We start from the raw sequence: 23205 nt of genomic DNA on the forward strand, positions 1-23205 counted from the left end.
CGGGGTGGTCGGCGGGGCATGCGCGCGCGATGGCCTGCGCATGGATCACCGGGCAGGCGCAGCGCAGGCACGTCCGGGCGCGGCCGCCACGACAGCGGACCCTCGCGTCTCCTACGGTGGACGCATCTTCCTCCGGAGCCCGTCGATGCCCTCTCCCTGTCGCGCGTCCGTCCGCCGTTCGCGCCTGCTCACCCGCGCGCTTGCCCTCGCCCTCGCGTGCCTGGCCACTCCGGCGTTCGCCCGCGACACCTGCGGGCGCGCCACGGACCACGCGGCCGCCGCGACCGCGCAGTCCGTGCTGGAAGCGCTGGTCGCCACCAACGGCGTGCCCGGCATGGGCGCCGCCGTGTGGCGCGACGGTCGCGTGGCCTGGACCGGCTGCGCCGGCCTGCGCGATATCGAAGCGGCCGCCCCGGTGCAGCGCGACACGGTGTTCCGGCTGGCGAGCGTCTCCAAGGTCATCGCCACCACCGCGGCAGCCCGGCTGGTCGACGATGGCCGGCTCGACCTCGACGCACCGGTCGGCGACACGTTGCCCTGGCTGCCCGCGGCATGGGCGCCGGTGACGGTACGCCAGCTGGCGGCGCATACGTCCGGCGCACCGCACTACGCCGGCAACGATCTGCAGGTGTTGGGCAAGGTGCGGTATCCGACCTCGCGCGATGCGGTCGGCATCTTCTCCGGCCGCGCGCTGCTGTCGCCGCCCGGCACCGCGTATCGCTACTCCTCGTGGGGTTACACGCTGCTCGGCGCGGTGATCGAAGCGCGCACGGGCACGTCGTTCGTCGACTACGTGCAACGCCACGTCACGCCCGGGCTGGCGATCGGCGCGGACGGGGAAACCGACGGTGCGAACGCGTCGTCGCTCTACGACATCGAGCACGGCAGCGCACGCCGCGTGCCCCGCACCGACATGAGCTACACCTGGCCCGGCGGCGGACTGGCCGCGACACCGGAGGCGCTGGCGATGTTCGGCGGCCGTGTGCTGGAACACCGCATCGTGTCCGCCGAGCGCTGGCAGGCCATGCAGCAGCCTGCGCGGCTGGCCGATGGCACACCGGTGCGGGATCGCGACTACGAGGTGGGCTTCGGCTGGCGCCTCGGCCGCGATGCCGACGGCGCCCGCATCGCGCACCACGCGGGTACCACCCCGGGCGCGCGCAGCGTGCTGTTGCTCTGGCCCGGGCAGGACACGGCGGTCGCGGTGCTGTCGAACGCCATGTGGGTGTCGTCCATCGAATCGACCGCGCAGATGCTCGCCGCGCCGTTCCGGGCACCGCCGCCCGGACTGGCGCGCGCCGACTGCCCCACCGCGACGCGCCTGGTCGGCCTGCTGAAGGGCGAGCGCTTCGAGGTCGACGCGACCTTCCGGCAGGAACGCGGACGCTGCGTGGGCGAACTCATCGCGCCCCCGCCGTTGCAGGCGTTCTTCGCCAGCGCGTCGGCCTGGCCGGACCGCCGCCTGCGCATCGTCGCCCTCGCCGACGACGGCAGCCTGGCGCGCGCGGCGCTGGCCACGCCCTACGGCCTGTACGACCTGCGCGCCACCGGCGCGCGACGCTGGTCGGCGACGCTCAATGGCGGGGCGATACTCGAACTGACGGACTGATGCCGGTGCGGCCTGCGGGGTCCGCGCACGTGCGCCCGCTCGGATCCGGGATGCCCACCTTCCCCGGATGAGCCCAGGACCGGGACGGCCCGCCACGGGCGGCATCCAGGCTCACGGCTGCGGGCATCGGCCCTGTCCGGCGCTACGGCTCTTTCGTTTCGCGCATCTCCATCAGCGTCAGATACAACCGCAGATCGAACTCCAGCTGGTGGTAGTCCGGTTCCATGTGCGTGCACAGCTGGTAGAAGGCCTTGTTGTGCTCGGCTTCCCTGATATGCGCCAGTTCGTGCACGGCGATCATCTTCAGGAACGCCGCCGGCGCGTCGCGGAACACGGTGGCGATGCGGATCTCGCGGCGGGCCTTGAGCTTGCCGCCGTGTACCCGCGAGATGGCCGTATGCGTACCCAGCGCATGCTTCATCACCTGCAGCGTGCTGTCGTAGACCACCTTGCCCAGCGGCACCGAGCGGCGCAGGTACTGCTCCTTCAGCGCCTGCACGTAGTCGTACAGCTGGCCGTCGCTGCGCACGGCATGGGGTTCGGCGTACTTCTTCGCCAGCATCGGCGCCAGCCCGTCCTGCGCGATCAGCGCACGCACGCGTTCCTGCAGGTCCTGGGGATAGCCGGCGAGATACTTCAGGGGTTCCATGGGAGTGGCGTGCGGACGCGGAGGGCCGGGGACGGCGGGTATGATTGACCATCACACCCGATCAAGACACCGCGACATGGCGAAGGGAAATCCTCTCCAGGAACAACTGCTCAAGGCCGGCCTGGTCAAGAAATCCAAGCTGGCCGAGGTCGCACGCGAGCAGAACAAGGCCCGCCACGGCAAGGGCCCCGCCGCGCCCAACGAGATCCAGCGCGAGGCCGAACGCGCGCGCGCCGAGAAGGCCGAACGCGACCGGGCGCTGGAAGCCGAACGCAAGGCGCACGCCCGCACCGCGGAACTGCGCGCCCAGGCGCGGCAGATCATCGCCGACCGCAAGGTGCCGCGCAGCGGCGAGCTGGAATACCGCTTCACCGCGAACGGCGCCATCCGCACCGTGCTGGTCAACGACGACCTGAAGAAGAAACTGGCCGCCGGCCTGCTGGTGATCGCGCACATCGACGACCGCTACGAACTGCTGCCGCGCGTGGCCGCCGACAAGGTGCGCGAGCGCGATCCCGACATGATCGTGCTCGATCATGCCCAGGGAACGGATGCTGCGGCATCCACCTCCGAGGACGACGACTACTACGCCCAGTTCAAGGTGCCCGACGACCTGATGTGGTGACGGCCGCACTGCCGGACCGGGCTTGACGGCTCCTGTAGGGTGGAATGAGACCCCTGAGGAGACCGCCATGCAGCAGCACGAACTCGATGCCCTCTTCGACCAGCAGGCCGCCGGCTACGATGCCCGCTGGGTGCGCATGGCGCCGATCCGCGAGAGCCTGCTGTTCCTGATGGAAACCGTGTTCGCGGACCTGCCCGAGGACGCGCGCCTGCTGTGCGTCGGCGCGGGCACCGGCGCGGAGATCGCGCACCTGGCGCGGCGCTTCCCGCGCTGGACCTTCCTCGCACTGGATCCTTCCACGCAGATGATCGCCACCTGCCGCGCACGCGCCGAGCGCGAAGGCTTCGCCGACCGCTGTGGTTTCCATGCCGACGTGGTCGACACGCTGCCGGAGGCCGCCGCGTTCGATGGCGCCACCTGCCTGCTGGTCTCGCAGTTCCTGCTCGATCCGGCCGTGCGCACGGCGTTCTTCGCCTCGATCGCGCGGCGCCTGCGTCCGGGCGGCACGCTCGCCTGGGCCGATCTCGCCTGGGACACCGCGGCGGCCGACTACCCGGCCATGTTGAAGCTGTGGATGGAAACCATGTCCGGCGCCGGCCTCGACGCCGCCGCGCTGGAACAGATCCGCGCCAACTACGCGCGCGATGTCGCCATCCTGCCGCCCGACCACGTGGCTGCGCTGGCGCAAGCCGGTGGCTTCCTGTCGCCGCTGCGCTTCCACCAGGCCGGGATGATCCATGGCTGGTGCGCCCGCACGGCAGGGTAGGCTAGTCCGACCGCCACCGCCTCGCGCCCCCGGAGATCGCATGCGCCTGCCCTGCCTGTCGCTCGCCCTGTCCCTTCTGCTGTCGCCCGCCTTCGCGCAGGACGCGTCCACCGCGATATCGCCGCCGGTGGAGGACACCGGCACGCTGGCCGGCGCGCCCTACCGCATCGATATCCCGGCTGACTGGAACGGCGAGCTGGTCGTACTGGCACACGGCTTCGAACCGGTCGGCGTAGCGCGCGAAACACCCTGGCCCGCCGATCCCGCCACCCCGATGTTCACTTCCGAACGTTATGCGGTGGCGCAGAGCGGCTACGCGACGCAGGGCTGGGCAGTGCGCGACGCCATTGCCGACAGCGAACGCCTGCGCGCGCACTTCGTGCAGCGGCATGGCCAACCGACGAAGACATGGATGGTCGGCATGTCGATGGGCGGCGGCATCGCCATCGCCAGCCTCGAACAGCAGGCCGCGCACTACGACGGCGCACTGTCGCTCTGCGGCGCCAACCTGCCCGGCGAGGTGCTGGCGACGGAACTGTTCACCTCGCTGGTCGCGTTCGATGCCCTGTTCCCGCCGCACGAGGGTGAAGCGGGGTTCCGCCTGTCCGATCCCGCCGCGCCGGTGCTCGACCAGAACACGGTGATGGACCGCGTCGATGCCGCCCTGCCGCGCGATCCGGCCGCCGCTCAGAGACTCGCGACCAGGCTGGAGGTGTCCGTCGAGGCGCTGCCCGGCACGCTCGGCCTGCACTACCTGGTGATCCGCGACCTGATCGCGCGCGGCGGTGGCATGCCGGTGGACAATCGCCTGGTGCGCTACACGGGATTCGGCGACGACGACGCATTCAACCGTCGCGTGCCGCGTTATGTCGGCGATGTGGCGGCCATGGACTACGTGGCTGCGGCGCCGGCCCTGTCGGGCCGGCCACAGAAGCCGCTGGTGCTGCAGTACAACGCCGATGACCCGACCATCAACCCCCGCTTCCGGCCGGTGTATGCGCAGAAGGCGCGGGACGCCACCGTGGTGCCGCTGACGCTGCCGGACGCGCCGGGCGGGCATTGCCGATTCTCTGCGGATCAGGTCAAGGATGCATTCCGCGTGCTGACCGGCTGGGTGGAATCGGGCGAGCGACCGCCGCTGCGCTGACCGCGCGGGGACGCGTCAGAGCCGGTGCGCACGCCCGATGATCTCCGCCGCCCGCTCGCCGATCACGACGCACGGCGCCATCGTGTTGCCGCTCGGGACATTCGGCAGGACGGAGGCGTCGGCGATGCGCAGACGCTCGATGCCGTAGACCTGCAGGTTGCCGTTGACCACGGACATCGCATCGCGTCCCATCTTCGCCGTGCATGCCTGGTGCCAGAAGGTCACGGCCGCGTCGCGGAGATAGGTGTCCATCTCGGAGGTGCCCAGGTTTCCGGGCATCGCTTCGCGCTTCAAGAGGTTCCTGAAGGGCGAGGCGTGCGCCATCTCCCGGGCCAGCGCGACAGTCGCCCTGGCGTCACGCAGATCGTCGGGATGCGACAGCGTATTGGCCTGGATCCGCGGGGGCGCGTCGGGATCGGCACCGGTGAGATGCACCGAGCCGCGGCTCTTGGGATGCGACAGTCCGGCGAAGGTCATCCAGCCATGCGCCGGCACGCCGCGATGCGCGGTTTCCGGCGTCGGTACGGGGAACTCCAGCTGGCAATGGAAGACGTCGGGCGCAGCCAATGCGGCATCGGTCTTCCAGTACAGTGTGGCTTCCGATCCGCCGTTGCCCACACCCACCGGCGCGTTCGCCTCGAACAGACAGCCGAAGGACACGTGGTCCTGGTGGTTCCGCCCGACACCGGGCAGGTGCTGGATCACCGGGATGCCATGCGGTGCCAGTTCCTCCTCGGGGCCGATGCCGGACTGCATCAGCACCTTGGGCGTATTGATCGCGCCCATCGACAGGATCACTTCGCGATCGGCCAGGATGCGCGTGCGCTGCGCACCCTGGGTGATCTCGACGCCGACGACCGTAGTGCCTTCGAGCACGAGTCTGCTGACCTGTGCGCCCGTCATCACCGTCAGGTTGGGCTGCCCCAGTTTCGGGAGGATGTAGGCGCGGAAGAGCGATGAGCGCTGTCCGGCCTTGACGATCAGATCGTTGAGCGCGACCCCGCCACGGCCTTCCATCATCGCGCCATTGGGGCTGTCGAACGTGGGTATTCCGAGGGTTTTCGCCGCTTCGACCATGGCGATCGCCACGGGCTGCGGATGCGGCGGGGTTTCCACGTGCACCGGCCCGCCGGTGCCGCGACGGGCGGCATCGGGCAGGCCGCGCCAGTCTTCGATACGCCGGTAGATCCCGAGGACGGACCGATAACCCCAGTCATCGTCGCCGGCTTCCTCGGCGAACTGGTCCCAGTCGGCCTGGTGGCCGCGTGCCCACACCATCACGTTGATGCTGGAGCTGCCGCCCAGCACCTTGCCCATGTTGAGCGGGATGGCGCGGTGGTTGAGGTGCGGGTTGGACTGCGCCACGAAACCCCAGTCGCGATCCGAGCCCAGGTTGAGCGGCCACTGGGTCGGCTCGAGGATCTCCGGCAGCGTATCGGCGCCGCCCGCTTCCACCAGCAGCACACGCACGCCCGGATGCTCGGCCAACCGGCCGGCGAGGGCGCAGCCGGCCGGTCCGGCGCCGCAGACGATGAAATCGAAACGGCCGGAGGGTGCGCCGGTCGTCAGGGAGGGCGCGTACGACGCGGGAGGAATGGACATGACGGCAGAGGCTCCGGGCAGGGAAAGACCTTCGGGCAGCCGGCCGGGGCCACCCGTCGTGGGGGAGAGGAGAAAGGAGGGGGACGCGGCGGCGAGTGCGACCGTCGCGCCCCGGCGTGCTTACCTGGCCGCCTGGCCGGCGTCGCGCGCCGCGCGGTCGATCGTGTCGGCGACCACCTTGGGCTGCGTCATGAAGACCGCATGGCTGGCGGAGACCTTGGTGATGCGCGCGTCGATGCGTTCGGCCATGTGGATCAGCATCGCCTGGTCGAAGGCCTTGTCTTCGGTGGCGATCACGGCCCAGCTGGGCTTGCTGCGCCACGCGGCGTGGGTCAGCGGGGTGCCGAAGGCCGACATGTTGATGGGCACCTGCGAGTCGCGCAGGAACGCGGCATCGGCATCGGTGGTGTCGTGGGCGAAGCCGGCCTTGAACTTGGCAGGATGGATGAAGCCGAAGCCGTCGGCGCTGGTCTCGATCACGAACTCCGGCGTGGGCGCGAAGCCGGTGTACTGCTGGGCGGTGGTTTCGCCGGCGTCCGGCGCCAGCGCCGACACGTAGACCAGACCGGCGACCTTGTCGTGCACGCCGGCTTCGGTGATGACCGTGCCGCCCCAGGAGTGTCCGACCAGGATGGCGGGGCCGTCCTGGCGGTCCAGTACGCGTTTCGTGGCGGCCACATCGTCGGCCAGCGAGGTCAGCGGGTTCTGCACGATGGAGACGCGGTAGCCGCGCGCGGTGAGATCCTCGTACACCGGGCGCCATCCGGATCCATCGGCGAAGGCGCCGTGCACCAGCACGACGTTCCTCACCTGGCCGCCGTCGCGGACGGCCTCGGTGGCATGGGCAGAGGGAGACAGGCTGGCGGCCAGCGCGGCGGCGAGCAGGGCGGGAATGAGCTTGAACATGGTCGTGTCCTCGGAGCGGTGGTGGGTGGCGTTCGGGGTGCGGCGTCGGCCGGCAGGGGTACTTTGCCGGCACGCGCAGAACTTTCAGTTACGAATAGTCCTGATAACTTGATCGTAAGTACCGCTCCGACAATCACCCCTGCAGCTGCCCGCCGGGTCGCGACAGGCAGCGAGGGCCCGGGAGCAGCGGCAGGGCTTACGCGGTCGGGACGGTGCCGCCGTCGATCACGTGTTCCGACCCCGACACGGACGCCGCCCGCGGCGACACCAGGAACGCGATGAGGTCGGCGACCTCGCTCGGCTGGGCAGGCCGTCCCAACGGGATGCCGCCCAGCGCCTCCATGACCATCCGCCTGGCGCCTTCGTAATCCGTGCCCACATTGGCCGCGATGCCGCCGAGGAAGTCGACCGCGGCTTCCGTCTCGACCCAGCCCGGCGAGACGCGGACCACCCGCACGCCCTGGGGCGTCACTTCCTTGGAGAGCGCCTTGCTGTAGGTGGACAGCGCGGCCTTGGCGGCGGCATAGGCGATGGTGGCGTCGTGCAGCGGCAGCACGCGCTGGATCGACGTCACGTGCAGGATCACGCCGGACCCCTGCGCGAGCATCGCCGGCAGCAGCGCGCGATCCATCCGCACGGCCGACATCAGGTTCACGTCGAGCGCCTTGGCCCACTCCGCATCGTCCAGCACGGCGAAACCGCCTGCGGGGGCCGACGACCCGCCGACCACATTGATCAGGATGTCGATGCCGCCGAGTTCGTGCCGGGCCGCCTCCGCCGCCGCGCGCACGCCGTCGGCGGTAGCCAGGTCGGCCGCCACGTAGTGGACATGCTCGAGCGGCGTGTCCGGCACCGAGCGCGCGGTCGTCGCGACGCGCGCTCCGAGCTGGATCAGCCGTTCGACGACGGCCGCACCGACCCCTCGCGTGCCGCCGGTGACCAGGATGCGCTTGCCAGCCAGCTGGAGGTCGAAACTCATGGCGCGATCTCCAGCGTGGCGATCTTGCCGCGCTCCAGCGTGAAGCGATAACGCAGGTCCAGCGGGCTGCCCGGGAAGTCGCCCGACACCTGGCTGGTCACGGTGTAGCTGCGGCCCTGCGTCTCCAGCGTGTGGGGCGTCGCGGTGTAGGTGTACGTGGCGGACGACGCGGTCTTCCAGGCTTCGATCGCGGCGAGGCCCGAATGGGTATGGCCTTCGTCCAGGACGACGCCGTCCCGGGTGAAGCAGCGGGCGACGGCCTGGCCGTCCTGACGGTCGGCCTCGAAGTAGGCGGCAATGGGTTCAGGCAGGTCCAGCGCTTTCATGGCAGGGCTCCGGTGGGGTGGGTGGAGCCAGCTTGAAGCGCCCTGCAGGATTAGAGAATCGCCTATTATCCGATCAGGCCATGTAGGAATCGGTACACAATGCGCGGTTCGGAATTTGCCGAACTCAAGGCCTTCGTGGCCGTGGTCGACCGGGCCAGCTTCGCCCGGGCCGCCGACCACCTGGGGCTGTCGCGCTCGGCCCTCAGCCAGATCATCCGGCAGCTGGAAGCCCGGCTCGGCGTTCGATTGTTGAACCGCACCACCCGCAGCGTGTCACCGACCGAACCCGGACGGCAGCTGCACGAGCGCATCGCGCCGATGCTCCGCGACATGGATGACGCCGTGGCGCAGGCCGTGGGCACGCGTGCGCGCACCGCCGGGACCCTGCGCATCAACACGCTGAGCATGGCGGCCAAGCGAGTGATCGCGCCACGGTTGGGACGGTTCGCCCTCGCGCATCCCGACGTCGTGCTCGACATCGTCATCGACGACGGCCTGAGCGATATCGCAGCCGAAGGATTCGACGCCGGCATCCGGGTGGGCGGCCGGCTGCAGAAGGACATGGTGGCGGTGCGGCTCACGCCCGACTTCGAGCTGCTCGCCGTGGCGTCGCCCGACTACCTCGCCCGGCACGGCGAACCGAAGACGCCGGCGGATCTGAGCCAGCACGCGTGCATCAACTGGCGCTTCCCCGGCAGCGGCAAGATCGCCGGCTGGTCGTTCGAGAAGAAGCGCAAGGCGGTCGAATTCTTCGGCGAGGGAAAGGTGATCTCGAACCACCAGGACATCATCGTGCCCGCCGCGCTGCAGGGGCTCGGCATCCTGTACGCGTACAACGACGACGACATCGCCGAGGCGTTGCGCGATGGACGGCTCAAGCGCGTGCTCGCCGACTGGTCGCCGACGGTACCCGGCCTGTTCCTCTACTACTCGAGCCGGCGCTACATGCTGCCGGCGCTCCGGGCCTTCATCGACTGCCTGCTCGATCGCGACCTGGGTTGAGCAGGTTGCAACGACGCAGGACAGCGGCGCGACGCACGCGCCGTGTCTTTGCCAAGCGCGAGGGTCATCGCCGGCACGCGCGTGGGCTGCGCGCAATCAGGCCTGCGTCAATCGCGCGAGGCGCGTGCGCCCTTGCGATCGCCGCGTTCGGCCGCCGCGCGGCTTTGCGCGAACTCGGGAAAGGTGTCCGCGAGTGATTTCTTGTCGGGCAGGATGTAGAACACGCCGCCGCGCTCGAACGTCGTGCGCATGACCTGTTCGTAGAACTCGGGCGAGACGTTGATGCAGCCGTGCGTGATGCGGTTGTCGTCGGGCGTCGGCGATGCCAGGCGTTCGACGCGCCTTTCCGCCGGGACGCCGGTGGCGGTCGGATGGATGGAGACGGCGGATTCGTGGTCGACCCACAGCACGCGTCCGGCGTCGATGGACGGACCGTAGCCGCCCACGAAACGGCCCGCAGGCGTGGTGCGATCCCTGCCCGGGATTTCACGCAGCGCAAGGCCGGCCACGCCGGGCGCGGTGTGATCGCCGACGGCCGAGCCGAAGAGCCCGGGCGCCGCACCGCGAAGCCGGCCATTGCCGTCGAACACGAGGATCTGTGCGGCGGCCTTGTCCATGATCGCGAACGGATAGCCCTGGCTGTCCTTGCTCGCCACGACCCAGCCGGCGAGTTCGATGACGGTGTCGGCCACGTCCTGGCCGGGGGGAAGCTGGTCGAGGGCCGCGGCGGGCGGCGCGGCACCTGCCTTGTCCTTGCCGTCCCGGGCGCTGGCGACGTCCGCGCACGCGAATGCCAGCGTCAACGCCAGCGCTCCACAGGCGGTCCGGATCAAGGGATGAGTATGCGTACCGATGGGACGTTCCTCGGCTCAGTGAGGGAGTGAAGGGTGACGATGGGCAGACCGGTGGCCCGCAGGGGCCACCGGTCCGGTGACATCAACCGCGCGGCACGCGACGCGGTGCGGCTTCCAGCTGACGGACGCGACCTTCGATCTGGTCCAGGCGCTGGTTGGCCTGCTGGGCGGACTGATTGGCCGACTCGGCGCTCTGTGCGGCGCCCTGCACGCGCGTGTCGAGCTGGTCGAGGCGCGAGTTGATGCCCGCGAACTCGTCGTCGTACGTGGCGCAGCCGGAAAAGGCGAGCGTGGCCAGCAGCGCCACGCCGATCGTCAGGTGTTGTTTTTTCTGGAACATTCCAATCCTCCTTCGTCTGGGGGAACCGGAATATAGCGGCCTTTTTCGTTCACCCCGGCAACCGCCTTCAGCTGGAATTGGCGTACGTCGAGACGCTGTGAAGACGGTGTTCACGCGTTGGCCGTCCGTCAGAAAGAAATCGCGTCGCGCAGCGGCCGGAAAGCGTGAAACCTGTTGGAAAACCGCTCCACTAAGGTTGACGTCCTGCAGTGAATCAACGCCGTATTTCATCCATTCGCTCACCGACCCATACCTGCAGATCCAACGTCTGCAGCCAGCCGTGATGGGTCAGGAACGCCACGTCTGCGGCATCGCGACCGTAGGCGACCACGATGCGGCCGCCGCGCGGCGCGGACTGCGTCGGATCGAAGGTGTACCAGCGTCCATCCAGATACGCCTCGAACCACGCATGCAGATCCATCGGCGCCAGTCCGTGCAGATAGCCGACCACCATGCGGGCCGGAATCCGCAGGCTCCTGCACAGCGTGATGCCGACATGGGCCTGGTCGCGGCAGACGCCCGCGCCCGCTTCCATCGTGCCGAGTGCGTCCGTGCTGGCATCGCTGACGCCGTACCGGTACGCGATGTGCGTGCGGATCCATTCCACGACGGCGCCGACCTGGCCACTGCGCGGACCGGCCGCCTCGACGATCGCCTGCGCCTGCTCGAACGTGCGATCGCTCGGGCAGTAGCGGCTCGGCAACAGGTACTGCAGCGTGTGATCGGGCAGCAGGGCCGCCGGCACCGGCGCGACCCACGGCGCAAGGGCGATATCGCGCTCGGTCTCCACCTCCAGTTCGGCGCGGATGCGCATGCGCCCGCGCGGCACCACGAAGCGCTGGCACAGGTTGCCGAACACGTCGACGAACTCGGTCGGCCGGACGTGGGGATCGAAGGCATAGGTTTCGCTGATCAGCCATTGCGCATCGCCGCTGCGCGGACGCAGCATGGCGACCACCGCGCAGTCTTCGATCGATTCGACCGTCAGTTCGCATCCGGCCAGCAGGCGCATGTTCGATCCGTTCGGGGGGTTGTTCATGGCGGAAGCCCTGGCGCTTCGAGGCGCGCGGTGATCGGCAGCAGGACGGCAGGCGTCCGTGCGCGGACTACGCGCGGCGGCGGGATGCTCGCGCAAAAGCGCCGGCACCCGGACTGCGAGCGCTCACGGGGCCAACGGCATCTGCCCGGCCACTAGGCGGAGCAGCGCGGCCTGGCGCTCCCGCATCCAGCGCGTGGCCCATGCGGTGCCTGCGTCCAGCGACCGCACGGCGATCTGTTCCTGGCGCACGTCCGTGCCGCTGATCAGGATCCTTGCCATCCACCCTTGCCGCTCGGGGCCGGCTCGACGATGCGCACGCCATGGCGGACCCGCGTGCGGCAACGTTCGCCCATGTCCCAGGTGAATCCGTCCGGCAGCGGAGCTGAGCGGAGTGCGCGTGTTCACGGTGAGCCCCGGCGACGTCGGCGCTCACCTTCGCACAGCTCCCGTGCGGAGCGCGTGAGGGAAGATCGTGCCCGACGGCATGGACGCGCCGGGCGGTGACGTGTCAGCGCCAGCTGGCCTTGCGCGACGGCGTGGGCGGGGTGGGCGCGGGATCGAGGGTGGGCACCAGCAGCGACAGGCGCGCCTTGGCGTAGTCGCCGCTGCCTTCGACATCCAGCTTGCCCGCGCTGTTGGGATTGATCAGCGCCGTATCGAGGAACACCTCTTCACCGACCGCCACGCGATGGCGCGCACTGCACACCTTCGCCGGCACCTGCAGCACGCTGATGCCATCCCGCTGCCACTTGGTCTCCGGCGCAAGCCGCCGGACGATGGAGCCGTCCACCCACACATCCACCGAATCCGATTGCACCGACCGGCACTTGCCGATCCCGACATCAAAAGTCATGCACCCTCCTACAGGGCGGTATGCGTCAACGTGAATTGGAAACCGCGTGCTTCCAGCAGACGGCGCATGCGCTTCTCCGCCGGGACGCGATGGAACTGCCGGCCTGCCCACAAACCGAAGCAGGGTCGACCATTGGCATGCTGGCCTTGCGACGGCGGGCGTCGCGACACCGCGATGTCCATCGACTCGCAGGCGGTCGCCCACATCACCCGCAGATCGTCCGGCCCGATGGATTGCTGCTGCCCGAGATGGAGAATGAAAACCTGGACCTGCTGGTGGGACACATGCACCTCGTCGGCACGCGCGCGATCGCGTCGTCAGGCCGAGAGGAAGAGAGGTCAGCCCGCAGGAGGCGGCGGAGGCGACTGCCAGTCAGCCTGGACAGGTATACGCGGTTGGGCGGGTTATCGCAAATGCGTGCGCGCCCAGGTGGGGACTGGCACGCGCTTTCACTGCGATCGAGCGCAGTCTCCGGATCGCTCCATCTCAGCGGCCATCACGCGAGGGACCGCACGGTTCAGCGCGATGCACCCGCGCCCAACCGCCACCCCAGCCCCGACCATCGGCTGGCATGCCGGGCCAGTGCCTCGCGGATCACCGTATCGCTGCCGGCGACATGCAGTTCGCGGCGGGCGCGGGTGATGCCGGTATAGACCAGTTCACGCGAGAGCACGCGGTTGCTGCGGGCGGGCAGCAGCAGCCAGACCGTATCGAATTCCGATCCCTGCGCCTTGTGTACCGTCATCGCGAACGCCGACTCGTGCGCGGGCAGCGCGGCAGGATGGAATGCGCGCGGCTGTGCGGCCTCTTCACCCGGGAACCACGCGACCAGCGCGCCGCGCTCGTCGCGCAGGCAGAGGCCGATGTCGCCGTTGAACAGGCGGTGGCGGTAGCTGTTCTCGGTGACGATCAGCAGCTGGCCATGGAAATGCCCGGGTCCACTGCGCGATGTGCCGGCGCCTGTATCGAGCAGCAGGCGTTCGATGCGGGCGTTGAGCGTGCGTGCGCCCTGGGCGCCCTCGCGCACGGCGGTGAGCAGGCGCAGACGCGTGGACTGCGCCAGCGCATCGGCCGGCGTCGCGGCATGGGCCAGCGCGCGCCAGTGGGCGAGCAGGGCCTCGCGGTGCGCACCGAGCGGATCTGCCAGGCCTTCGTGGAAATGCACGTTCGACAGCGTGCCGCTGCGGAGCAGATCCAGCGACGTGTCGGCCTCGCCCTGGCGCACGGCGGCGGCCAGCGGTGCCAGCTGCAGCGCTTCGCTCTGACGCCAGCCGCGCTGCAGGTGCACGCGGATGCCGGGGAACGTCGTTCGATCGTCTGGGCGTGGGCCGGCATCGGCGGTTGCGCTGGAAGGCGCTGGTTCCACGACTTCGCGGGCATGACGGTGGGACGGTTCGCCGAGCAGCGGATGCAACGCGTCCGCATCATCCTGCGCGAGCGCGGCGCCGTCGCCGGCGGCGCCGAGGATGGCGGCCAGCACGTCGCCGGCTTCCACCGAGGGAAGCTGGTCGGGATCGCCCAGCAGCACCAGGCGCGTGCCATCGGCGATGGCGTCGACCAGCTTGGCCATCAACGGCAGGTCGATCATCGAGGCTTCGTCGACCACCACCACGTCGAACGGCAACGGGTCGTCGCGGTCGTGCCGGAAGCGCGGCGAATCGGGAATCGTGCCGAGCAGGCGATGCAGCGTAGTGCCGGTCGCGGGCAATGCCGCGAGCAGGTCGGCGTCGACACCGGACGCCGCCAGCGCATGCGCGGCGTGGCGCACGCTTTCGGCCATGCGTTCGGCGGCGCGTCCGGTGGGGGCGGCCAGGGCGATGCGCGGCACCGCGTGCCCGGCATGGCGCGCCTGCGCCGCCAGCAGTACCAGCAGGCGCGCGGTGGTGGTGGTCTTGCCGGTGCCCGGACCACCGGTCACCAACAGCAGCGCATGCCGCAGCACGAGCGCAGCAGCGCGCGCCTGGTGGTCGTCGTGCGTGGCCTGCGGAAAGAGCATGGCGAACAACGGCGCCAGCGCCGCCACGTCGCCGGCAGTCGGTGCGTGGGTTGCGATGCGCTGCAGGCCCAGCGCCAGCGCGCGTTCGTACTCGCGATAGCGGCGCAGGTAAAGCAAGTCGCCTTCCAGCACGAGCGGCACGTGCGGATCGGAGGCCGCCACCGCATCGCAAGGCGTTGCGATCCAGCGCGATGCAGCCAGTTGCGCACGCCACGCGTCCCCGGCGGGCCAGGGAAGATCGGCGTCGTGCTCGAGCAGCTGCCACGGGGCCGACAGCGACAGCCCGGCGTGGCCCTTGGCGACCGCCAGCGACGCCAGCGCAGCGGCGGCGAGCACGCCATCGGGCGTGTCGCGCTGCAGCCGGCGCAGGCTCTGCGCCAGGGCATGGTCGAGCGTGCGCAGGTGGCCCCCTTTGTGAAGCGCGTCGAGCAGGCTCATGCGGCGGCTCCCGACGCTGCGCCGGCGAACAGCGCGTCCAGCGCATGTACCAGGTCCGGCGGGAACCGCTGTGCATGCACGCCCGGCGACGCGTCGCGCGTCAGGTCCAGGCCGCGGCAGAACAGGTAACGGATGCCGCCGACATCGCGCGCATAGTCGTAGGCATCGCCCAGCCGGAAACGCAGCCAGCGGTGCAGCGCCAGCGTATAGATCAGCGCCTGCAGGTCGTACTCGCTGTGGGTCATCGCCTGCTGCAGGGCCGCCGCGTCGTAGCCGGGCAGCTGGTTGGACTTGTAGTCGAGCACGTACCAGCGGCCGTCGTGGAGGTAGGTGAGATCGATCAGGCCGGTCATCAGCCCTTCCAGCCGCTGCCGCGTACCGAACGCGCTGCGATGACGCAGCAGGCCGTGGCGGTGCAGCAGCGCCAGCAGGTCGGACACGCGGGTGGGCTGCATGGCGAAATGGAACTCGATTTCCGCACGGCGCTGCGCCGTCGGCAGGTCGGCCAGGCGGAGGCCTTCGGGCAGCGCGGTGCCCAAGGTGTGGCCGACCAGCGGCACCAGCACGGCCAGGCCGTCGGCGACGTCGGCTTCGGCATAACCGCCCTCGCACAACGCCTCGGCGATGACCGCCTCCTGCCCCGCCGGGGCGGCCTCGCCGGGCCGCCAGTCGCGCCAGGCGGCGAAGTCGGCATGTTCCAGCGCGGCATGCATCACCACGCCGAAGCGGCTGCCGGCGAAGCGCGGATCGACGGTCGCGGCGGGCTGGGCGATGACGTCGGGCAGCGCGTCGACCTCGGACGCGGGTGTTTCGTCCTCGCCACCCGGATCGGCCTGCGTCGATGCCGCCAGCGGATCGCCGCCGCCTTCGGCATGCGCGAGCTGGGTGAAGCTGTAGACCCACCAGTCGGCGACGATGCGGCGCGTGGCGACGCGCGCGGGGACGATGGCGGTGTCGTGCTCGGCGGGCAGGCGCGCTGGAGGCGGTTCGGCCGGGCCTTCGACGATGCGGATGTCGGCGTGCGCGCGCAGGTCGGCGATGCCGGCGAGCAGCGGCGCGAGACGGCTTCTGTCGAAGTCCTTCACGCCACCGGCCGCGATCCATAGTGCATGCGCGGCACGGGTCAGGCCGACATAGAGCAGGCGCGCGTCTTCGGCGGTCGCGTCGCGCCGCGCGGCGTCGCCGGCGGCCTTCCAGGCGGGATCGTCCTTGTCGAGCTTCCACTGCAGCACGCGCTGCGTGCCGTCGTGGACCACGCGATGGCGGCCGCTGTCGGGGCGCGAGGTGCCCAAACCGGCGAACGGCAGGTAGACCAGCGGATACTCCAGTCCCTTGCTCTTGTGCAGGGTGACGATCTGCACGCGCAGCGCGTCGGATTCCAGCCGCAGCAGCTGTGTTTCGTCGTCGGCATCGGCGTCGGCCATGCGGGCCTGCAGCCAGTCCAGCAGCCCGTGCAGGCCCAGCGTGCGTGCGCTGGCTTCCTGCAGGTGTTCACCGAGCTGCAGGTAATTGGTCAGGCGGCGCTCGCCGTCGAGCAGGCCAAGCAGGCGTTCGGCCTGTGCGGCGCACAGCTCGGACACCAGCGCGAACGGTCCGCCGCGCTGCCAGCGTTCGCGCCAGTGCAGCAGGCGCGACTGGTGCTGGCGCTGGGCCTCGCCGTCTTCGTCCAGCGCGGCGAGCGCGATGGCGTCTTCGCCGAGCAGCACGGTGGCCAGCGCGGCGCGCAGGCGCCCGCTGTCGGCCGGATGCAGCAGCGCCAGCAGCAGTGTGCGCAGTTCGCCTGCCTCGGTGCTGGCGAACAGGCTCTGCTTTCCCGCCGCCACGGCCGGCACGCCGGCACGGGCGAGCGCCTGCTGCACCCGGGTGGCTTCCTTGTGGTTGCGCACGAGCACCGCGATGTCGCCGGGCCGCACCGGACGTCCGTCGATCCGCGCACGCCCCGCGCGCGCGTCGGCGAGCACGCGATGGATGTCGGCCACGCAGGCGGCGGTCGCGGCCTCGCGCGAGCCGTCGGCATCGAGCGGCGCGCCGTCGTCGCTGTGCAGCAGCCGCAGGGTGAGCGCCGGCGCAGCATGGTCGCCGGCGCGGTAATCGTCGTCGCCGCGGTTGCCGCCGGGCTCGACCGGCTCGAAGCGGATGTCGGGATGCGCAAACGCGTCCTGCCCGGCCGCTGCCGCGCGGTCGTACAGCGCGCGCACCGCACGCAGCACCGCAGGGCGCGAGCGGAAGTTGTACGCCAGCCGCGGCGCCTCGTCCGCCGTACGCCGCGCGAGCAGGTAGGTGGCGACGTCGCCGCCGCGGAAGCCGTAGATGGCCTGCTTGGGATCGCCGATCAGGAACAGCGCCGGCGTTTCGCCCAGCGCGCGGACTTCGTCGGAATCGCCGAACGCGCGCGCGAAGATCCGCCACTGGCGTTCGTCGGTGTCCTGGAACTCGTCCACCAGCGCCACGCGGTACTGCGCGCGCAGGGCAGCGACCAGCGCCTGCCGATGCGGGCCGTCGAGCGCGACGGCGACGCGTTCGATCAGGTCGTCGTAGGTCTGCACGCGACGGACACGCTTGAGGTGATCGAGCCGTCGTCGCGCGTCGTCGCGCAGGCGGTGCAGCAGGCCGGCGCGAAGGCGCAGCTGCAGCTGTTGCCAGGCGTCGTCGGCTTCACACCAGTCGCGCCAGGCGTCGAACAGCGGCGAGGCGGGCACGCGGGCATCGCCCGTGTCCTTGCAGAAGCCGCGCAGCGCGTCCGGCAGCAACTTCTGCACATGCGTCTTGTCGGTGCGCGGCCACTCGGCCAGCGCGGCACCGGCCTGCAGTTCCTCGAACGCCTTGTCGAAACTGGGGCGACGCGCGCGACGACCATCGAAGACCTTGTGATCGAACGCCGCGGCGATCGCCGCCCGAGCGTCGGCCAGGTGCAGGCCGATCGCGTCCACCAGATGCGCGGCGCGGCCGGCACGCGTGGCCTGGACGGCGATCTGACGTTCGCTGTCGTCGCCGGACGGCGCCGGTGGCAGCAGAGGCAAGGGCCCGCATAGCGCCGGCAGGTCTTCTGCCAGCGCATCGGGACCGCTCCACAGGCCGGCCAGCGCATCGACGGTCGCCGGATCGGCGGCATAGGCCCGCCACAGGTCGGCCGCGAGATCCGCATGCAGCGCGCGCGTATTGGCGAGCAGTTCGCCCGCATCGAATCCCTGGCCGGCCTCGAGTGCGTGTTCGCGCAGCACGCGCGCGCAGAAACCGTGGATGGTGAAGATGGCTGCGATGTCGGTTTCCTCGGCGGCGATGCGCAGCCGGCGCGCCAGTTGCGCCGCCGTTTCCCCGCCCACGGCGAGATGCCGATCGATGATGAAGCGCGTCAGCGCGGGCTCGTGCTTCTCGTCCTCGCACGGCGGCGTACCGACCAGGTCGGCGGCCAGCGCCAGCCGTTCGCGGATGCGCTTGCGCAGCTCCTGCGTGGCGGCCTCGGTATAGGTCACCGCCAGCACCTGGCCCATGCGCAGCCGCTGCTCGACGATCAGGCGCGTGAACAGCGTGGCCAGCGTGTACGTCTTGCCGGTGCCGGCGCTGGCCTCGATCAGCTGCACACCGTCGAGGGCGCGCGTCAGGTAGGGTTCGTTTTCCGGGACCAGCGCGTTCATGCGGCGGCACCGTCCGTGGTGGCGTCTGCGCGTACGTGGCCCTGGCGCACCAGGTCGTAGATGTGCAGGCTGGTGCGCTCGAGTGCGCTGTAGTCAACGTCGCTGGCGAAGGGATCGCGACCGCGCCACGCCAGGCGGATCGCTTCGCCGTCGCCTTCGGCCCAGCCGCCGTTGCCGTCGGCATGCCAGCGTTTCCAGCCGGCGGCACGGCGTTTGCCGGGTTCCGCGCTCCAGATGTCCCAGCCGGTATAGGGCGCGAACGGCAACGGAGCGTGTTGCCCGGACGCGTATTGCGCGAGCAGCTGGCGCAGCGCATCGCGCGCCTGCGCTGCATCCGGCGCGTCGATCACATGCGGACCTGGTCCGTCGCCGTCATGGAACTGCACCAGTGGCAGGCGCGCGCCGGACGCATTGGCGAGCAGCCAGTCCAGGCCCCAGCGCAGGGCGGTGATGCCGTTGATGGCCTCCGCGCGCAACCGCACCAGGCCACGCGGGTGCACGTCGGCGATGCGGCCGTGCAGGCGCTGGCCATCGATGTCCACCTCGAAGCGTTCGGACGTCGTGGTCTCGCCCGCCAACCAGTCGCGGCGGGCCTGCGCGAACGGGCGGGCCTGCGCGAGCAGCGCATCGAACTGGCGCGCGCCCAACGCGCCGGAGGGCAGCAGTCCGCGGGCACGCAGGCGTTCGCGCAGACCCGTTTCCTCGCCCGCATCCAGAGCCTCCACCACCGCCTGCTGCAGCTGCATGCGCTCGAGTCCACGACCGGGCAGCACCAGCGGTTCGACGTCCTCCGTCTGCTGTACCGGTGCCGGCAGGCGCACGCTCAGCCGCTGGCCGAGGAAGTGGCCGTGCGGATCGGCGAAGAAGCGACGCAGCGTCTCCAGCGACAGCGTGTCTTCGGGCTTGCCCGCAGCTGGCAACGGCGTTGCCAGCCAGGGCGGCAGCGCCCGGCGTACGCCGCCCACCTGATCGGCCGCCGGACGCCAGGCGGCGCGGTAGCTGAAACGGCGCGGTTCGTCGGCGCCGCCGAACGCGGCGGGTGCGAACGGCTGCAAGGTGTGGCGGACCACGAGGCGCTGCTTCGCGTCCGCCGCGGCGTGGTAACGCGCGGCGACGTCGAGCAGCTCGCTCACCAGCACCGACGCTTCGCGCACGCTGCCGTCGCGCGGATCGGCGCCGAGGTAGCTGAGGTAGAACACGTCCTGCGCGGCGGCGAACAGCTGCAGGAACAGGAAACGGTCGTCCTCGCGCGTGGAGCGGTCGCCGGGCTTGCGCCGGCCGGCATGCAGCTCCGCGGTGAGCTTGTTGAGGCCGGCGGCGGGATCGCGGCGCGGGAAGTCGCCGTCGTTCATGCCGAGCAGGCAGATGACGCGGAACGGCAGCAGGCGCATCGGCACCATGCGGCCCACGCTGATGCCGCCGGTCAGCAACGGCGCGCGCGTGTCGGCCTGCGACAGCTGGTCGGCGAAGTGGGCGCGCACGACCTCGGGCGGGACGACACCGGCGTAGCCCGCCGTCTCCGCGTCGCGGGCGAAGCGGTCGATCAGGGTGCGCAGGCGGTCCAGTGCGCGCTGTGCACGGGCAGCGCTGGGCTGTTCCGGCAGCAATACGACCAGCAGGTGCAGCAGGCGTTCGCGCCACTGCGCGGGCGTCGCCGCCTCGCCGAGCACGCGGCGCTGGCGGGCGAGTTCGCGCAGCAGGCGCACCAGCGTATCCAGTGCGTCGAGGGCGCCGCCTTCCAGCTCCGGCCACGGCGCGACGCCCCCGATCATGTCCTCCGCGCCGCTGGCATGGCCCAGCAGCAGGCGGTCGAGCGCGAACTGCCAGGTGTAGGCGTCGTCGGCGGGCGCATCGGACGCGGCGCGGTGGCCGGCATCCAGGCCCCAGCGCGCGCCGGCCTCGCGCAGCCAGCCGTGCAGGCGGTCGATGGCGTCGGTGTCGAGGCCCGTCGTTTCGGCCACCGGCGCACTGGCGAGCAGGTCCAGCACTTCGTCCAGGCCGAAACGCGACAGCGGCAGGTCGAGCAGGCGCAGGAACACCTCGGCCACCGGCTCGCTCGCCAGCGGACTGGTGTCGGCCAGCGCCCACGGCAGCGCATCGTCGTGGCCGCTGCCGCCGAACACCGCATCCAGGTACGGCACGTAGGGATCGATGTCGGGCGCCAGCACGGCGATCTCGCGCGGCTGCAGCGGCGGATCGAAGCGTGGGTCGTCCAGTAGTGCACGCAGCTGGTCGTGCAGCACCTGCAGTTCGCGCAGGCGCGTGTGGCAGGCGTGCACCTGCAGGCTGGCGTCGGCCAGGTCCGGCACCGCACGCGGCGGCGGCGAGGCCGGCGCGCGACGGTTGAACAGGTCCGACTGCAGGCGGCGCAGCAGCGTATCCGGACCGTCGTCGGCGAGCGGATCGGCATAGACATCGATCTCGGCGCGCGGATGCACCACGTCGTAGTCGCCGAGCAGGGCCATGAAATCGCGACCCGCGGCGCCCCAGGCCTGCAGCAGCGGGTTTTCCTGCACGTCGTCGGCGAACAGGTCGGTGTCGCCGTCCCGGCGACGCTCGCGCAGCGTCTGCAGGTCGCCCCAGTAGCCCTGCGCGGGCGTCGGCAGATAGAAGTGCAGCGTGCCGACGCGCGCCTGGGTGGCCAGCACGCGCAGCACGTCGGGCGAGATGTTGAGCGTGGCGAAGACGAGCAGCCGTTTCGGCAGGCCCTGCGGCAGCGGACCGTCGTCGCGCCCGAAGCGCGCCAGGTAGGCGTCGATGCGGCGCGCGCGGTAGTCGCGGCCGGCGGCGACGGCGCGCCACAGCCGCGCCTGCGGATCGTCCCGGTCGGCGCCGGCCTCCCAGCGCAGCAGCCAGTCGCGCCGCCACGCCTGGTACTTCTCGTAGACGCCGGCCAGTTCGCCGGCCAGCCGCCAGGGCTTCAGCGGATCGCCATCGGCCATCCAGGCATCGAGCATGGCCAGGGCGGGATCGCGGCGCAGGGCCGGTGCTTCCAGCGCCCCGTAGAGGCGCCACTGCAGCGAGGCGGCATCGAGATCGTCGTCGCCCGCCGGTCCGAGGTTGGCCTCGAGCGCGCGGGCGACGAATTCGCCGGGGGTGAGGAATTCCAGGTTGGCAGCGATCCCGTACTCGGCCGCCAGCGTGGCCTGCAGCCAGCGGCGCATGGCGACCTGGGGAATCAGTACCACCTCCGGCGTCAGCGGCGACTGTCCCGGCACCGGCCGACGCAGTTCGTCCGCCAGCAGGGCGGCCAGCAGCTGCAGGGCATTGGACGGGTACAGGCGGAAGTCGGGCGGGGCGGCGGCAGGCATCACGCCATCTTGCCGCAGGCCTGTCGCGAATGCCGAGACATCGGCGTCGTCCTCACCGGGAGCGCAGGCTTAAGACGTTCTTAAAACGGCATGTCCATCCTGCGCCCCATCGAGCCTTCCCTGGAAGATTCGGCAGCGCCGAGCGGCTGCGCACGTCCATGCGCGACATCGCCGGTCGATACCGCAATAATCGAACTGCGCGGTACGGTTTATGTTCAGCCGCGGGTCGTGAAGCTACGCCGTTGTTTTTCCGTTAACTCCCTTGCCGGTCCGCCGAAGACGCCATGACGCCTGCCGACGCCCCTGCCGTGCACCTGTCCGGACTCCGCCTCGATCGCGGCGGCCGCACGATCCTGCGCGGCATCGACCTGAGCGTGCCGCGCGGCAGCATCGCCGCCGTGCTCGGCCCGTCCGGCAGCGGCAAGTCGACGATGCTGGCCGCGCTGACCGGCGAGTTGCCGCCGGCGGCGGGCACGGTGGAGGTCTTCGGCCAGCCGGTACCGCACCGCAGCCGCGCGCTGCTGGAGATGCGCAAGGGCATCGGCGTGCTGCTGCAGGGCAATGGCCTGCTGACCGACCTGACGGTGGCCGAGAACGTCGCGCTGCCGCTGCGCACGCACACCAAGCTGCCGGACGCACTGATCCGCCGGCTGGTGGACTTCAAGTTGAATGCGGTCGGCCTGCGCGCCGCCGCGGACGCCTATCCGCGCGAACTGTCCGGCGGCATGGCCCGCCGCGTGGCGCTGGCCCGCGCGCTGGCGCTGGACCCGCCGCTGATGATCTACGACGAGCCGCTGACCGGGCTGGACCCGATCGCCTCGGGCGTGATCATGAGCCTGATCCAGCGCCTCAACGACACGCTCGGGTTGACCAGCATCATCGTCACCCATCACGTGCACGAGACGCTGCCGATCGCCGACCAGGCCGTCGTCATCGCCAACGGCGGGCTGGTGTTCTCCGGCACGCCGGCGGAACTGGAGAGCTCCCCGGATCCGCTGGTGAAGCAGTTCCTGCGCGGCGAGCCGGATGGGCCGATCGCGTTCGATGCGGTGAAGCGGGCGGAGGTGGCCTGATGGGAAATGTCGAAGCGCTCCCGATGCGCACCCTCCCTCGCGAAGCGGGGGAGGG

At 70.7% G+C, this 23205-nt stretch carries 20 protein-coding genes; 6 read left to right on the forward strand and 14 right to left on the reverse strand.

What is annotated here, in order from left to right; all coding sequences use genetic code 11:
- Positions 1-145 precede the first annotated feature (145 nt).
- Positions 146-1609, forward strand: a complete 1464-nt coding sequence (locus tag VGN58_RS17300; protein ID WP_327484409.1) for a serine hydrolase domain-containing protein — start codon at positions 146-148, stop codon at positions 1607-1609.
- Positions 1610-1751: 142 nt separating this feature from the next.
- On the opposite strand, the gene VGN58_RS17305 is transcribed toward VGN58_RS17300, so the two are convergent.
- Complete coding sequence (locus tag VGN58_RS17305) at positions 1752-2258, reverse strand: YgjP-like metallopeptidase domain-containing protein (protein WP_327484410.1); 507 nt, start codon at positions 2256-2258, stop codon at positions 1752-1754.
- 76 nt (positions 2259-2334) lie between these two features.
- Between VGN58_RS17305 and VGN58_RS17310 the strand changes: the two genes are divergently transcribed.
- The 3 genes from VGN58_RS17310 to VGN58_RS17320 all read left to right on the forward strand — a co-directional run bounded on the left by VGN58_RS17310 (position 2335) and on the right by VGN58_RS17320 (position 4796).
- A complete protein-coding gene (locus tag VGN58_RS17310) occupies positions 2335-2883 on the forward strand; it encodes a DUF2058 domain-containing protein (RefSeq protein WP_327484411.1) in 549 nt (182 codons plus the stop codon).
- Between the two features lie 67 nt (positions 2884-2950).
- Positions 2951-3649, forward strand: coding sequence for a class I SAM-dependent methyltransferase (locus VGN58_RS17315; RefSeq protein WP_327484412.1), 699 nt, complete (start codon positions 2951-2953; stop codon positions 3647-3649).
- 40 nt (positions 3650-3689) lie between these two features.
- The gene (locus tag VGN58_RS17320) at positions 3690-4796 is read left to right on the forward strand and encodes a hypothetical protein (RefSeq protein WP_327484413.1); all 1107 of its coding nucleotides are present in this window, start codon (positions 3690-3692) and stop codon (positions 4794-4796) included.
- A 15-nt stretch (positions 4797-4811) separates the two neighbouring features.
- On the opposite strand, the gene VGN58_RS17325 is transcribed toward VGN58_RS17320, so the two are convergent.
- The 4 genes from VGN58_RS17325 to VGN58_RS17340 all read right to left on the reverse strand — a co-directional run bounded on the left by VGN58_RS17325 (position 4812) and on the right by VGN58_RS17340 (position 8609).
- Entirely contained in the window at positions 4812-6398 is a 1587-nt protein-coding gene (locus VGN58_RS17325) for a GMC family oxidoreductase (RefSeq protein ID WP_327484414.1), read from the reverse strand.
- A gap of 120 nt (positions 6399-6518) precedes the next feature.
- Positions 6519-7304, reverse strand: a complete 786-nt coding sequence (locus VGN58_RS17330; protein WP_327484415.1) for an alpha/beta hydrolase — start codon at positions 7302-7304, stop codon at positions 6519-6521.
- 196 nt (positions 7305-7500) lie between these two features.
- Positions 7501-8283, reverse strand: coding sequence for an SDR family oxidoreductase (locus tag VGN58_RS17335; protein WP_327484416.1), 783 nt, complete (start codon positions 8281-8283; stop codon positions 7501-7503).
- Positions 8280-8609 (reverse strand): nuclear transport factor 2 family protein, encoded by a 330-nt coding sequence (locus tag VGN58_RS17340; protein WP_327484417.1) that lies wholly within the window; start codon positions 8607-8609, stop codon positions 8280-8282. Before VGN58_RS17340 ends, VGN58_RS17335 begins: the two co-directional genes overlap by 4 nt.
- Before the next feature lie 99 nt (positions 8610-8708).
- Here VGN58_RS17340 and VGN58_RS17345 point away from each other — a divergent pair, with 99 nt between their 5' ends.
- Positions 8709-9611: a LysR family transcriptional regulator gene (locus VGN58_RS17345; RefSeq protein WP_327484418.1), complete on the forward strand. Its 903-nt coding sequence runs from the start codon at positions 8709-8711 to the stop codon at positions 9609-9611.
- A 107-nt stretch (positions 9612-9718) separates the two neighbouring features.
- On the opposite strand, the gene VGN58_RS17350 is transcribed toward VGN58_RS17345, so the two are convergent.
- From VGN58_RS17350 to recC, 9 genes are all read right to left on the reverse strand, one after another.
- Complete coding sequence (locus VGN58_RS17350; RefSeq protein WP_327484419.1) at positions 9719-10414, reverse strand: hypothetical protein; 696 nt, start codon at positions 10412-10414, stop codon at positions 9719-9721.
- 133 nt (positions 10415-10547) lie between these two features.
- The gene (locus VGN58_RS17355) at positions 10548-10805 is read right to left on the reverse strand and encodes a hypothetical protein (protein ID WP_327484420.1); all 258 of its coding nucleotides are present in this window, start codon (positions 10803-10805) and stop codon (positions 10548-10550) included.
- A gap of 214 nt (positions 10806-11019) precedes the next feature.
- Positions 11020-11844, reverse strand: a complete 825-nt coding sequence (locus VGN58_RS17360) for a transglutaminase family protein (protein WP_327484421.1) — start codon at positions 11842-11844, stop codon at positions 11020-11022.
- Between the two features lie 123 nt (positions 11845-11967).
- Positions 11968-12123: a hypothetical protein gene (locus VGN58_RS17365; RefSeq protein WP_327484422.1), complete on the reverse strand. Its 156-nt coding sequence runs from the start codon at positions 12121-12123 to the stop codon at positions 11968-11970.
- Between the two features lie 229 nt (positions 12124-12352).
- Entirely contained in the window at positions 12353-12697 is a 345-nt protein-coding gene (locus VGN58_RS17370) for a hypothetical protein (protein ID WP_327484423.1), read from the reverse strand.
- Between the two features lie 8 nt (positions 12698-12705).
- A complete protein-coding gene (locus VGN58_RS17375; protein ID WP_327484424.1) occupies positions 12706-12981 on the reverse strand; it encodes a hypothetical protein in 276 nt (91 codons plus the stop codon).
- A gap of 233 nt (positions 12982-13214) precedes the next feature.
- Entirely contained in the window at positions 13215-15131 is a 1917-nt protein-coding gene (recD, locus tag VGN58_RS17380; RefSeq protein WP_327484425.1) for an exodeoxyribonuclease V subunit alpha, read from the reverse strand.
- A complete protein-coding gene (locus VGN58_RS17385) occupies positions 15128-18766 on the reverse strand; it encodes an exodeoxyribonuclease V subunit beta (protein ID WP_327484426.1) in 3639 nt (1212 codons plus the stop codon). Before VGN58_RS17385 ends, recD begins: the two co-directional genes overlap by 4 nt.
- Complete coding sequence (recC, locus tag VGN58_RS17390) at positions 18763-22077, reverse strand: exodeoxyribonuclease V subunit gamma (RefSeq protein WP_327484427.1); 3315 nt, start codon at positions 22075-22077, stop codon at positions 18763-18765. Before recC ends, VGN58_RS17385 begins: the two co-directional genes overlap by 4 nt.
- 284 nt (positions 22078-22361) lie before the next feature.
- On the opposite strand from recC, the gene VGN58_RS17395 reads away from it, so the two are divergent.
- Positions 22362-23150: an ABC transporter ATP-binding protein gene (locus VGN58_RS17395; RefSeq protein WP_327484428.1), complete on the forward strand. Its 789-nt coding sequence runs from the start codon at positions 22362-22364 to the stop codon at positions 23148-23150.
- The last annotated feature ends 55 nt before the right edge of the window (positions 23151-23205 follow it).

Source organism: Pseudoxanthomonas sp., assembly GCF_035999195.1.
Lineage (GTDB): Bacteria > Pseudomonadota > Gammaproteobacteria > Xanthomonadales > Xanthomonadaceae > Pseudoxanthomonas_A.